5 protein-coding genes are annotated in these 15002 nt (G+C 49.9%); all 5 read left to right on the top strand.

Going from position 1 to position 15002, the window contains the following annotated elements; genetic code table 11:
• Nucleotides 1-302: 302 nt before the first annotated feature.
• From K7A41_RS16180 to K7A41_RS16160, 5 genes are read left to right on the top strand one after another with little or no spacing between them, the layout of a single operon-like run.
• The gene (locus K7A41_RS16180) at nt 303-7283 is read left to right on the top strand and encodes a type I polyketide synthase (RefSeq protein WP_265714502.1); all 6981 of its coding nucleotides are present in this window, start codon (nt 303-305) and stop codon (nt 7281-7283) included.
• A gap of 13 nt (nt 7284-7296) precedes the next feature.
• On the top strand, nt 7297-11544 hold the full coding sequence (locus tag K7A41_RS16175; RefSeq protein WP_265714500.1) for a beta-ketoacyl synthase N-terminal-like domain-containing protein: 4248 nt from the start codon (nt 7297-7299) through the stop codon (nt 11542-11544).
• Nucleotides 11532-11831, top strand: a complete 300-nt coding sequence (locus K7A41_RS16170; protein WP_028070551.1) for an acyl carrier protein — start codon at nt 11532-11534, stop codon at nt 11829-11831. Before K7A41_RS16175 ends, K7A41_RS16170 begins: the two co-directional genes overlap by 13 nt.
• Nucleotides 11822-12604, top strand: coding sequence for an alpha/beta fold hydrolase (locus tag K7A41_RS16165; RefSeq protein ID WP_265714496.1), 783 nt, complete (start codon nt 11822-11824; stop codon nt 12602-12604). Before K7A41_RS16170 ends, K7A41_RS16165 begins: the two co-directional genes overlap by 10 nt.
• Nucleotides 12597-15002, top strand: a complete 2406-nt coding sequence (locus K7A41_RS16160) for a glycosyltransferase (protein ID WP_265714494.1) — start codon at nt 12597-12599, stop codon at nt 15000-15002. Before K7A41_RS16165 ends, K7A41_RS16160 begins: the two co-directional genes overlap by 8 nt.

The following is a 15002-nucleotide window of genomic DNA, read 5'->3' as shown; positions in this document are numbered from 1 at the left end:
AACCAAATTTGTGATAAAATTATCCATTTAGTTATTCATCATAGCATCGAATATAATTTTCATCCAAATAAACTATCGAAATATGGTCATAAAACCAAATTTAAATAAATTTGTAGCCTTTTGGTTAATAATAATCAAGCGATTACTACTTTTTTATTAAAAAATCATTATCAAATTACCTTTATTGTTAAAAATATAACAGAAATTAATTACTTTTATTCCACCATAACATCCCCCATCAGCACAAGATCAGTACTGAACGTGTTATGAGTGCCCTGCTATTATTACAATATCATCAATGCATGAAAAATTTAACCATTATTGGATTAACACCTTTTGAAAAGCCTGACGTCAACCTAATGCCCAAACTGCATCAGGCGGGTGCATTTCCCGTACTAAGTTTGGGACACGACTTAACCAATGCCCGGGAAGCGCTGAAACTGCTTGATAGGACTGCTTTATACCCTTATGGAATTTGTTTTCCAAATGCTCAGCTACTGTCGCTACAGATTCCCGAGAACGTAAAACTTGTCATCCTTCCTTTTGATGCAAAATATCGTCCAGAAATTGCCAAGTCCATCATTTACCAGGTAGGCAGCGTGGATGAAGCCATACAGGCCGAAAAGCTGGGAGCTGCGGGAATTATTATAAAAGGAAACGAAGCAGGCGGTCTGATCGCTTACGAATCTACATTTATACTTTTCCAGCGCATCATCAGGGTCATCCAGGACATTCCGGTCTGGATACAAGGTGGCGTTGGCCTCCATACTGCAGCCGCAGCAAAAGCTTTGGGAGCCACTGGAGTTGTTCTGGACAGCCAGCTGGCTCTCTTTCCGGAAAGCAGTGTTTCGGGAGACTTTAAGGATCTCTGCAGCAAATTAAATGGCACGGAAACTAGGATTATCGCAGGCTACCGCGTACTAGTACGCCCAAATTCGCCTGCGCTGTCGGAACAGTCGGATGCGGAAGAACTCAAGCAACATTTCAAAGATCTTGATCCGGCCTGCAGCTATATCCCTATGGGACAAGATATTGCTTTGGCAAGCGATCTTTATCAGGATTTCAACAGCTTGAAAAAACTTGTCTTTGGATTCAGAGAAGCCATGCATGGTCATCTGAAACAGGCCAAAGAGTTGGCACCAATCGACGAGAACAATGGGCTGGCACAAAAGCTCCGACTGCGCTACCCTATTGCACAAGGGCCCATGACGCGAGTCAGCGATGTCCCTGCCTTTGCTCAGGCCGTGGCATCAGCGGGTGCACTGCCTTTTGTTGCCCTCTCGCTGCTGCGTGGCCAGCAGGCAAAAGATCTGATCAGGCAAACCAAGGAGCTTGCCGGCGACAACACCTGGGGTGTAGGTATTTTGGGCTTTGCACCGCAGGAACTGCGCGACGAACAACGCACATATATCCTCGAAGCGAAACCTCCTGTGGTATTGATTGCCGGAGGCAGACCTGCACAAGCGAAAGTCTTCGAGAAAGCGGGCATCACGACATTCCTCCACGTCCCTTCCCCCGCATTACTGGATATATTTCTCAAAGAAGGAACCAAAAACTTCATATTCGAAGGCCGCGAATGCGGTGGCCATGTGGGACCGCTGTCTAGTACGGTGCTCTGGGAAAAACAGATCGAACGGATCCTTAAAGAAGATCATCCTGAAAACATCAGCGTATTTTTTGCAGGCGGTATACATGACGCCTTATCGGCTGCTTTCGTCTCGGTCATGGCTGCTCCCCTAACTGCCCGCGGCGTCAAAGTGGGTGTATTGATGGGAACCGCATACCTCTACACACAAGAAGCGGTAAACACGGGCGCCATCCAGAAGGAATTTCAGTTACAGGCGATACACGCCAAAGACACTGTCCTACTGGAAACCGCGCCAGGGCATGAAACACGTTGCCTCAATACGGCCTTCGCCCAATATTTCAGTGAGGAGAAAGCTAGATTGTTTGCAGCGGGGATCGACAAGAAGCTGATTTGGGAAGAGCTCGAAAAATTAAATGTCGGCCGTCTTCGAATTGCGGCGAAAGGAGTTGATCGGCAAGGCGACAAACTCATCTCCATTCCGAGAAATGAACAGCTCCAACTGGGTATGTATATGATCGGACAGGTAGCCACAATGCACGATAAAGTCACCTCTATCGACTGCCTCCATCAGCAAGTCGCCACCGGAAATAAACAATATATCCAAGATGCACTTTTGTCCGAACAGCCTGAGTCGCCGGACCAGGCACTAGATATAGCTATCATCGGTATGGACTGTATCTTCCCCGGAGCCAAAAATCTGGAAGAATACTGGCGCAATATTGTCCTCGGAAAGGATAGCGTTACCGAAGTACCCGACGAGCGCTGGAACAAAGATATTTATTACCAGCCCGACGTGGATGGCCCCGATGTTTCGCATTCTAAATGGGGCGGATTTATCCCCAACATAGATTTCGATCCACTCGCATTCGGGATACCGCCTCAGTCACTGGCCGCAATAGAGCCCACCCAGCTGTTGACCCTCCTGGTTGCCAAACGGGCGATGGAAGATGCCGGATATGGTGAAAAACAGATCAACAGAGAAAATATTTCAGTCATCATCGGCGCTGAAGGCGGTAACGATCTGGCTAACAGTTATAGCTTCAGGGGATACTATAAACAGGTCTTTGGGGAACTGCATGACGAAGTCAAAGCGGCATTGCCCCATACAACAGAAGATTCTTTCCCGGGCATCTTGGCGAATGTCATTGCAGGCCGCATCACCAACAGGCTGGACCTCGGCGGCCGCAACTTCACTGTAGATGCAGCCTGTGCTTCATCACTCGCGGCAATTGATCTTGCCTGTCAGGAACTGGTGCTCGGCAAATCGGACATGGTCCTCGCCGGTGGCGCTGACTTACACAATGGTATCAATGATTATCTGATGTTTTCGAGCACTCACGCGCTCTCGCGCAAAGGGCGCTGTGCCACGTTCGACAGCGAAGCTGACGGCATCGCACTGGGTGAAGGGATAGCCATATTGGTACTGAAACGGTATGCCGACGCGGTACGCGATGACGACCGCATCTATGCGGTCATCAAAGGTGTCGGCGGGTCGAGCGATGGCAAGGCGCTGGGGCTAACCGCACCCCGCAAAATAGGCCAGGTACGGGCCTTAGAGCGCGCATATAGCCAAGCTGGTATCAGCGCCGCCGCCGTAGGTCTTGTGGAGGCGCATGGCACAGGTACTGTCGTAGGCGACAAGACCGAACTCAGTGCCCTTACCAATTTATTCAGCCGCGCCGGTGCCCTGCCCGCCCAGACACAGCTCGGATCAGTAAAAACACAGATCGGACACACCAAATGCGCAGCAGGATTGGCCGGTCTGATCAAGGCCTCACTTTCAGTATTTCATGGGGTAAAACCGCCAACACTCCACTTGCAGCAGCCGAATGCATATTACAACGTACAGACCAGTCCTTTTGCCTTTCACGGTGAAACAGGACTGTGGGGAGAAAAAAGACGTTATGCTGGTGTAAGCGCCTTCGGTTTCGGTGGCACAAACTTCCATGCCGTCATTGCCAGCCACCCCCAGCCGGCCAACGACATCACATTGAAATCCTGGCCTTCGGAACTGTTTGTTTTCCGTGGGGAAAGCTACGAAGAGGCAAAAGAGCAGCTGAGACAAACGAAAGCACTGCTTGAGATCAACGATAGTCTCCCCTTAAAAGATATTGCCTATAGCCTAGCCACCGGCTCTGAGAAGCCTGTGCAGCTGAGCATTGTCGCCGACACCGCCGAAGATCTGAGTATGAAGATCGAACTGGTATTGTCCGGAATCGAAAGTAAAGATACCTTTATCGTAAAGCCACTGCCGGGCAAAACCGCCTTCTTATTTCCAGGTCAGGGCAGCCAGCGCCTCAACATGGCCCGCGACCTGTTCGTCATTTTCCCTGCCATGCGCAAGCTAATGGACCAACATCCGGAAATGGAAAAACTTGTTTTTCCAGCGATGGTTTTCGACGGGGATACTTTAAAAAAACAAAAGGAATCCATTAAAGATACACGAATAGCACAACCCCTGCTCGGTATTGTCGACCTCGCCCTAGCAAAATTTCTTCAGTCTCTAGGTATCGCTCCCGACATGCTGGCGGGACACAGCTATGGGGAGTTGCCTGCACTATGTTTTGCCGGCGTATTTGACGAGGATTTACTGGTTGAGTTAAGCAACCGCCGTGCGCAGGCAATCTTAGACGCAGTACAAGATGGAGATCCCGGCAGCATGGTCGCTGTCCATGCGGATACCGAAAAGCTAAAATCGGTTCTCAGCCAGGTGGAGGGATGCTATCCGGTCAACTTTAATTCCCCAACACAATGTGTCGTCGCAGGTAGCACTGCAGCGATAGACCGATTGATGATCTTACTCAAACAGGAACGTGTATCTGCAAAAAAACTGGAAGTCGCCTGCGCTTTCCATAGCCCCCTGGTCGCGAAATCGAAAGACCTCTATGAACAGATCCTTCAAAATGTGCCCTTCGGCGAAATGCAGATTCCCGTTTGGTCCAACACCACTGCCAGTATATATCCGACGACGGCAGCTGCCATAAAAACACGCTTGACCGAGCACCTCGTCCAGCCAGTCCGCTTTGTCGAACAGCTTCAGGCCATGTACGCCGACGGCGCCAGATTATTTATCGAAGTCGGCCCCGGCAAAGTACTCACAGGCTTAACCAAGTCCTGCCTGACACAGGATCAGCTTACACTTTATGTGGAAGACAACAACCGGAATAAACTTACCCATTTACTGTGCATGCTTGCTCAATACTTGGGCACCGGCCGCAATTTCCATATCCATAAATTATTTGACGGGCGGCAAACACAGGTAATTCAGCTTGACCAGCCGCATCTGTATAAAAAAAGTCCTGCCCTATGGCGCGTCAACGGACAAGCAGCGATGCCGATCAACGGTTCGCTGCCAGCCAATGGCGCTATGCCCCTAGTGAAACCGATCCATATGAACTTACCAAGCCCTAACCACAACGTAGCGCCAGAGGCGCATCCTACTGCTGAGCGCATGCTACACGAATATTTAAACAGCATGAAAATGCTCATTCAGGCTCAACGTGATGTCATGCTGTCCTTTCTCGGCCAGCAGCCGCCAGTGAACCCTATGCCTGCCTATGCAGCTCCAGCTGTCCTTCCTGGTGCCGAACAGCCCTCGCCGCTTCCCACCCAGACACTGTTTACCGCCCAGCCGGCAGCAACCGTAGTTCCCCAAACACCGGTGAAAGACGTCAAGAGCCTGTTGTTGCAGATTGTCAACGACAAAACCGGATACCCGCCCGAAATGCTTGGCATGGATATGGACCTCGAGGCAGATCTGAGTATAGACTCCATCAAGCGGGTTGAGATCATCAGCACATTGCGCAGTCAGCTGGGTGCGCTAACGATAGATCATAGCCAAGAGGACACGATCATGGAGCAGCTGGCGGCTATCAAAACATTGAATGGACTGGTCGTCTGGCTAACCGAGCACAGTGGTACTGCGGTAATCGCCGAGGAGGCCTTGTCAACCGAAGTGACATCATCAGCGGCCCAACAGCCCCAGAGTTACACGCTGGCCGAACTACAGTCTGCTATTTTGGATATTGTCAGCGAAAAAACGGGCTATCCCAAAGAAATGCTTGGGCTGGATCTCGATCTGGAAGCTGATCTCAGCATCGACTCCATTAAGCGCATGGAAATCATTGCTGCACTCAAAACAAAAGTGGGATTTGGCAAGGAACCCGAGCAGAACGAGGATCTGATGGAAACGTTAGCCGCCATTAAAACACTAAACGGTCTGGCTACCTGGATTGCGGATATCGGTACTGAAACCACGCCCAAAAGCCCGTTGTCCCGCTTACGTTTCGGTCTGACTCCTGCTGCCACTGGCAAACCTCAGCCCCCCGATATCCTCCAGGGAAAACGTTTTGCGATTGCTCCTGACCATGGGCAGCAAACACAGGCAATCAAAACCATGCTCGAAAAACATGGGGCCATCGCTGAAGTCCTCAATACCGAAAAAGACCTGACGGTATTTGATGGCTTAATCATGACGGATATCTATTCGGCTAAGGTCAAGCGTAGCATTATCGACCATGTAGGTCTGATCAAAAAGATGAACATGGACCGCACGAAATGGGTGTATCTGATTTCGGATATTCCGGCCCATGTCCAGAGATCAGCGGATACTCAGGCATTACGCTATTATCAAGGTTACCCCGGACTATTTAAAAGTCTGGCCCGCGAGTTTGAGCAGACCAACTGCAGGCTGATCAGCTTACAAACTCCTCAGGAAGCTGATGAAATCGCTGAGATCGCTATCAATGAGATTTTGACCGTCGACAAACGGGTAGAAGTAATTTACAAAAATGATCAGCGCCATACCATAGACACCATTCCATCCCCCTTATCCGCAGATATAACGGAAGTACAGATTCAGCTGAACCAACAGTCGGTAGTTCTGGTCCTGGGCGGTGGACAAGGGATTACGGCCGAATTGGTAAAGCATATGTCGGCCTCCTACCCTTGTACTTATATTCTCGTGGGACGGTCGCCAGATCCAAGACTGGCTACAAGCACATCTCTTGAACTGGAGAGGATGACATCCAAGGATCAGATCAGAAGCCAGCTGATCAAATCTGGGCAGCTAAATACCCCAGCAGAGATTGAAAAAGAGACCTTGCGTATCTTTAAGAACAACCAGATCCTTCGTACCATCCGGGAAATGGAAAGCCTGGGCAGCACCGTCGTTTACGAATCGCTGGACCTGTGCGATGAAATAGGGCTAAGTGCCTTGCTCCAGCAGATCTATAAGGAATATGGCAAGCTGGACGGAGTCATTCATGGTGCCGGCCTGCTGGAGGATAAACTCTTTAGACAAAAAACGATCAGCTCTTTTGGGCGCGTCTTTGACACTAAAGTAAGACCACTGCGTGTGCTTGCCGAACAACTGCATCCGGATTGCCAGTTTGTCGTCCTATTTTCCAGCATTGCCTCCGTATATGGCAATAAAGGCCAGACCGACTATGCTGCAGCCAATAGTGTGCTCGACGACTATGCCAATACCCTCAACAAACGGCTGAAGGGCAAGGTTATCTCGATCAACTGGGGACCATGGAAAGGGGCCGGTATGGTATCGCAGACGCTGGAAACAGAATATGAGCGCCGCGGTATATCGCTTATTCCATTGGAAGAAGGAAAGGAAATTTTCCTGAACGAGATCAAGTACGGTACGGAAAGCCAGGTATTAATCATGTCAGGCAATAATTGGTAACATATCCATGATTATGAATACAACAGATGTTGCCGTCATCGGCCTATCTTGTGTTTTTCCCGGTGCACATGATGCCAGCACTTTTTGGCAAAATATCATCAATAAGGTCGATTCCACTCAACCTGCACCAGCGGACCGGATCGATCCCATCCATTTTAGCGACAGTGGGGGAAGCAGCGTGGACCGTTTTTATTGTAAACGGGGCGGATTTATTCCAGACTATGCATTTGATCCCACCGCTTATGGAATACTGCCACTCGCCGTTGAAGGCACCGAACCAGACCATCTGTTGACACTAGATCTGGTACAGAAAGCGCTGGCAGATGCGGGGGTGTTCCAAAAGCAACGTTCGCTTGAAAAAACGGGTATTATCATCGGCAAAGGTAACTATACCGGTCCGGGCGCGACACGCGCCATCGAAATCGTGCGAACCGGTGAACAAATGGCGGCACTCTTACAGGAACTGCTGCCGGATGTACCCGCTTCCGAAATTGAAAAGGTGAAACAGGCCTTTCAGGAGCGAAAAGGACGCTTTGCTGCAGACACAGCCATGGGTCTGATTCCCAATCTTGTAGCCTCCCTGGTAGCAAACCGCTTTAATCTGGGCGGTGTGGCATTCACCGTTGATGCAGCATGCGCCAGCGCCCTGATTGCTGTGGACCATGCTGTACAGGAGCTGCTGCGTGGCCGCAGCGACATGATCGTTGCCGGTGCTGTACACACGGGTCAGAATGCCGCTTTTTGGAGCATTTTTGCACAACTGGGTGCCTTGTCTCGCAACGAGCAGATCAAACCCTTCAGCAAGGATGCCGACGGCCTGCTTATCGGTGAAGGATGCGGTTTCGTCGTCTTGAAACGGCTGGAGGATGCGCTGCGCGACCAAGATAAGATCTATGCGGTGATCAAGGGTGTAGGTGTCAGCAGTGATGGCCATGGTAGCAGTGTGATGACACCGTCGGTCAAGGGCCAGCTGAAGGCTCTGCAGCAAGCCTGGCAAAATGCACAGCTGGATGTAAAACAAATCGGCTATCTGGAAGCACATGGCACGGGAACACCTCTGGGTGATAAGACGGAACTGCAGACCCTTGCAGAGTTTTTTGGAAACGAAGATTCCGTCCTCAGTGCCGGTATCGGATCGGTCAAATCCAATATCGGTCACGCCATGCCCGCTGCGGGAATCGCCGGTTTAATAAAAACCTGCCTCGCCCTATACCACGACACCTTACCTCCAACTCTCTACTGCGAAGATCCTATAGTTGAGATGGAACAAACACGCTTTGCCCCTATACAGGAAGCTAAGCCTTGGTCACGGTCAGGGTTGCCAAAAGTCGCTGGCGTAAATGCCTTTGGTTTTGGCGGCATCAACGCACATGTGGTACTGGAAGCTTACGATAGCATCAAAAAAGACCCCGTACTGGTACTTGCTCGCCCCACCCACGCCGAGCTGCTCAGCGCACTGCATAATAAGGAGACCGATCCGGGCGAAGGTAGCTATCGCCTCGCTGTATTCGACCCCACAGCAGACAGGATCGACAAAGCAATCAAAATCGTTTCCAAGAATAAACCGTGGCGAAATAAACAGGATATCTGGTACACCTGCGACCCGCTGTTGCAACAGGGCGGTAAAATCGCCTTTGTATTCCCCGGGCTGGATGGCCTGGCCAAGGGAGAGGTCGAGTCCGTGAAACGCTATTTTAGTCTGGCAGCCCCGATAGAAATAGAGGGAAACGACCTTTTGAGTGACGCATTGGATATATTTAACAGGTGTAGCATCCTCGACAAATCACTTAAGAAGCTTGGGATATACCCCGATATGAATGCGGGACATAGCCTAGGAGAATGGCTAGCCGGATATTCTTCAGAACTCGCAGAAGCGAGTTCTGTCATGCAGCTCATCGATGTGCTCGACCCGAAGACCTTTGAACTCAGGGATTCTAAATTTATTGCCATCGGGGCCGGTCTGGCAGAAGTGCAACCCTTGATCGCGGAAATTCCCGATGTATACGTATCGAACGACAATTGCCCGCATCAAGTGATATTATGCGGCAGCATTGCGGCCCTTGAAGAGCTCGTTCCAATATTGAAAGCCAGACAGATTTTCCATCAGATTTTACCGTTCCAATCCGGTTTCCATTCGCCCTTTGTGGCAGACAGACTTGAGCTTATTCTGGCCGGTATGGAAAAGGTGACCTTTCAGCAAACAAAGATTCCTTTGTGGTCGGCAACGACATTGCAGCCTTATCCGGCAAACCAGCAAGCGATCCGGCAGCTGAGCGCCGAACACCTTGTCCAACCCGTCCGTTTCCGTGAATTAACAGAAAAGCTCTATGAAGAGGGCGCTCGCTTTTTTATACAGGTGGGTACAGGTGGCTTGACCGGTTTTATCGACGACACACTAAAAGGTAAAACATTCAGCACGCTGGCATCCAGTGTAACAAGCCGCTCCGCTCTAGCACAGCTACAACGTGTCGTTGCGGCACTTTTTGTCGAGGGAAAAACAGTCCCACTCGATTTCCTATCCCTGCAGCAGGCAGTCAAGAAGCCTGCCACAAACGGGATCAGACTGCAGCTGGGATCCCCCATCGTACGTAATTTTGATGCTGTCAAAAGCCTGGGACAGTATTTTAATCTCGCCCAGCAGCAGCCGGCGGTCAGCAAAACAAATATAGGACATCCGCTGGTACGGGCATTTCAGGATAATATGGCTGAAATGATGCGCATGCAGGAGGAAGTGCTGGCCGCCTTCCAAAACCGGATGCAGTCCACTGTGCTGGCACCGAATCCCCCACCTAGTCTATCGGCGGTTCTCCATTCCAACACACATTTTTCAACAGCTTTGAAGGTCAGTCTGGACAGCCATCCTTACCTGATCGACCATAGTCTCCTGCGGCAGCCAGCAGGCTGGACAGAAGTTGCTGATATGGAACCGGTCATTCCCATGACGATGATTTTTGAGCTGCTGGCCGAAATTGCTCAGGCAGAACGACCGCAGACCACAATTCACAAAATTATGCAGGTCAGCGTCTTCCAATGGATGAATGTAGCGCAGCCTTTTGAGAAGACGGTGAACGGAGAATGGCGTTCGGCTCATCATGCCTTTGTAGAAATCGAAAATTTTGCGAATGCCGAAGTACTGCTGGCAGATACATGGCCTGTACCGCCTACCGTGGATTTGTCCATTGGAAAGCTTCTCCCCATTACCCGGACTCCAGAAGAAATCTATGAGAAACATATGTTTCACGGGCCAGCCTATCAAGGCATTCTGGAAATCAGCGCTGTGGGCGAAAAGGGCATCTCCGGCAAAATCAAAGGCAACGGCGGGAAAGGATCTTTATTGGACAACGCCGGTCAGCTGTTTGGCTTGTGGCTGCAGCTTACGTTGACCAAAGACCGCATCGCTTTTCCTGTTAAGATCAAAGAAATAGAGTTTTTTGACGCTATGCACGATCAGGATGGCCTATTCGATTGTACCTGTGTCCTAACCGAGCTGAATGACGAGTTTGCGGTTGCAGACATCACCCTGCTTCGTAAGGGAAAAATATGGTGTGCCATCCGGGGCTGGCAAAACCGCCGACTAGAAATCGACGCTGCTCTGTGGAACGTATCCATGTCGCCCTTACACAATAGGCTTTCCGAGGAAATCGCCCCGGGAATATTCTACTTTCACCAAGCCTATACCCGGGTAGCTTCATGGGACTTCATTCTCAAACGCTATTTCAACCAAACAGAAAAGCAGTATTACCAACAGCTGCTGCCCAACCGCAGAAAAAGCTGGATGGTAGGCCGCGTGGCGGTCAAAGATGCTGTGCGACATCTGTTGACACAGCATAAAGATAGCCCCTGTTATCCCATCGTGTTTGAAATTCGCTCCAACGAAGTCGGCAGACCGTACCTCCATGGGGACATGACAGAAGATATTCATGTCTCCTTGGCCCATAAGGGCAGAGACGCGGTGGCGATTGCACAACAGGGCAAACCTGTCGGCATCGACATGGAGCTTATTGAAGAGCGCAGCGCTGGATTTTATCCGCTGGTTTTTACAGATGCTGAACAGGCATTGCTAAAGGATAAGAATCAGGCCGAATGGACGACGCGCTTCTGGACCGCGAAAGAAGCTTATGGAAAATATATGGGCACGGGCCTCCAAGGGAACCCAAAACGTTATCAGGTAGAGCGCATCGAGGGAGATCACCTCTGGATTAATCAAATAAAAATCAAAACAATCAAACATCAAAATTATATTATCGGATGGACACTTTAAATACCGCATTAAAAATGAACCACGACGAACTCTTTACCTTATTGAAAGGCTTTATCACAGAGGTAATCGGAGAGGAATTCGTCGAAGAAATGGACATCACACCGGAAAGCTCGTTCACAAAAGACCTGGAAATGGACAGCATTGAGATCGTTTCCTTTTCAGAGAAAATAAAAGCTCATTTTGGCGATCAGATCGATTTCACGGGCTGGTTGTCCTCCATGGATCTGGATCAGCTGATCAATCTGGACCTTCGTATGATCATCAATTATATCTACGAATGCCAATAATCACGGTCAACAATTGGAACGTTCATGTGCAGGAACTGAACCGGGGTGCCGAACATACTGTGGTACTGATCCACGGTATGTTCAGCAACCTGTCCATTTATTATTTTCATATCGCTCCGATCCTGGCACAGCATTTTCACGTGGTACTTTATGACCTCAAAAGTCATGGTCTGAGCGAGCGCACACGCGATGGTTATGATCTCGATAGCATGGCTTGCGATCTGAACGGATTACTGGATACTCTTCATCTCCAGAAAGTCTATCTGGCGGGTTATAGTTTTGGTGGTCTGATCGCGCTGAAAACGGCTTTGCGGATTCCGGAGCGGATTGAAGGTTTAGTGGTGATGGAAGCTCCAGATCCACAGGATGAGAAGGCGCGCCATATCATAGATGAATATAGCAAAGAGTTTTTGGCGCATTATATCGCCAATTTTACCGATACGACAAAACTGAAGATGGGTAAACGTCAGTTTGAAAAAAACCACCGCCTTTATGAGTTTCTATTTCACCAGACCAGCATCAAATCTGATATGGCCAGGGAGCAGTATTTTCTGCGCGATATGGATACCGACAGGCTTCCTGCATCCACGCTGCTACTCTATGGGACTAACTCCAACTGTAGGCAGACGGGCGAATGGCTATCTTCCAAAATAAGCACAGCGCAGCTTCAACTGGTTCCCGGTGATCACAACATCCCGATACAGGAGCCGGTAAAGCTCGCGGAGGCTATCATTCAATTTTTATCTAACACTTTATTGCAACACCATGGCTAAATTTGTATTCGTTGTTCCTCCATTAACAGGTCACGTCAATCCAACGTTAAGCATTGGCGCTGCCTTGTTGGCACGAGGACATCAGGTCGCCTGGATCAGTCTTGACCGAGCCCTGTCCGCAAAGCTTCCGGACGGCGGGCAACTGTTGTTGATACAATACGACCAAACTGACGATGAAAAAAAACAAAGTGAAAAATATCTTGATATTATCTCAAAAAAAGTCGTTTATGGCATTGATAGCATCAAGTTTTTATATGAGGACGTACTGGTTCCTTTAAACCGGCATTGCTACAAGGGAACCCTTGCGCTGTTGGAATCGTATAAGCCCGATTTGGTCATCGGTGACCACCAGCTTTTTGCAGCCTCAATCGCTGCGACGCAGCTTGGACTACCTTATGCTACTACAGTGACAGCGCCCGCGGCAATTAAAATCGTCAGCGAACTGCCAAAAGTACATGAATGGGAAGCACAGCAGATTGTGGCCCTGCAGCGGGAACTGGGCGTGACGGAAGATCGGCCATTGGATTGTTCGGATTTACTCACACTTGTCCTCACCTCCCGTTACTTCTTCGGGGAAATGGACCTGCCGAGAAACTACCACTTTACGGGTCCTGTGCTCAGCCAACGCCACTCTGGACATGCCTTTGATTGGGATACCTTCCATGCTAGCAGGGCGAAGAAAATTCTCGTCAGCATAGGAACCACCTTTGACCACGATCATAAGCGGGCATTTTTTCAAAAGGTGATCGAAGCCTTCAGAAACGAGTATCTCACCGTCGTCGTTGTCTCGGATCCACAGCTTTTCGACACCTGGCCGCAGAACTTTATGGTCTGTCAGCAGGTTCCTCAGCTGGAGCTGTTGCCACATCTGGATGCTGTTATATGTCATGGTGGCCATAATACAGTGTCCGAAACCCTTTCTCAAGGCCTGCCGCTCGTTGTGATCCCCATTGCCTATGATCAGTCCCATGTCGCCGGACGTGTAGTGCGCACCGGAGCTGGGGAGCGACTCAATTTTAACCGATTTAAAGCCCATCACCTGAGAGACAGCGTCCACAACGTACTAAATAATCCTGCCTACCGCGAGGCTGCAGGCAGGGTACGCCAGTCTTTTACAGATGCTGGAGGCACAGCAACCGCTGCAGACCTCCTCGAGCGTGCTATTGTCCCCATACCCGCCGTCGCAGACAAACCGGCAAAGTTCCTGTTTGTCGTCCCACCCTTTTTCGGACATATTAGTCCGACCTTAAGCGTAGGTGCCAGTCTCCTTGCACGTGGACATGAAGTCCGATGGTTCGGTATTACGCCACTGGCGGATCAGCACATCCCCGCAGGTGGTCGTTACATCTATCCCAAAGCGGAACTGGCACCTTTTCAGGAAGAACTGCAGTATATCCTAAAGCGCCAGGATGATGGTCCCTCCTGCTCCGGTCCTGAAGTGATGAAACTGGCGCTCGAAGAGACCTATGTTCCGATTGCCAAGATGATGATGCCCGGACTAGAGAGGTTAATGTGTGAATGGCAGCCCGATGTGATTATCAACGATTGCATCACCTTTGGTGGAGCGCTGTTTGCACACAAACATCAGATACCCTGTGTCACAACAACTCCGGTCCCCCCAGATGTGATGGGCGACACGGAGAAAAATGCACCAAAGGTATTTGAGTGGCAGCAAAATCTGATCAAAGAGCTGCAAAAGGCTGTGGGTATCTCTGATGAAGGTATCTTTATCCATTCCCACCGGTTAAACCTGGTGTTCACATCACAGGCTTTTGCAGGGTTCGAAACCGCGCCTGCACATATGAAGTTTGTCGGCCCGGTAAAAGGACGGCCCAACAATGCAGCTTTCGACTGGGAACGGCTTGCAGCCAGTACAACGCCCCGGATATTCGTCTCCTTAGGCACGCTGCTGGTCGATATCCGGAAGGCATTTTTCGGGAAGCTTATCGAGGCCTTTGCGGATCAGCCTGTCACAATTGTTGCGGCCACCGCACCGGAAATATTTGAAGAATGGCCATCCAACTTTATTGTCAGCAGTTTTGTACCTCAATCAGCCTTGATGCCACATATGGATATGGTTATCTGTCACGGTGGATTTAACACTGTGAACGATACTTTTACGAACGGACTACCTATGCTGATCACTCCTATCGCTTATGATCATTTCCATACGGCCAAACTGATTGAGCAGTCGGGTTGCGGGCTCAGTATCCGATATAAGCGCCTACGCATCGAAGTCTTACGGGAAACCGTGTTTGAGCTACTGGAAAACCCGAAATACAGGATCGCGGCCAAAGCGGTGCAAGCAACTTTCCTGACTGCGGGTGGCAACGACCGGACAGTAGCCTTACTGGAAGATTTTGTCGAACAAGAACGTACCGCACTGGTGCAATTATAG

This window comes from Sphingobacterium sp. InxBP1, from assembly GCF_026191775.1.
Classification (GTDB): Bacteria; Bacteroidota; Bacteroidia; order Sphingobacteriales; family Sphingobacteriaceae; genus Sphingobacterium; species Sphingobacterium thalpophilum.
The sequence above is the reverse complement of the archived record's forward strand: the minus strand, read 5'-3'. Positions and strand labels throughout refer to the sequence as shown.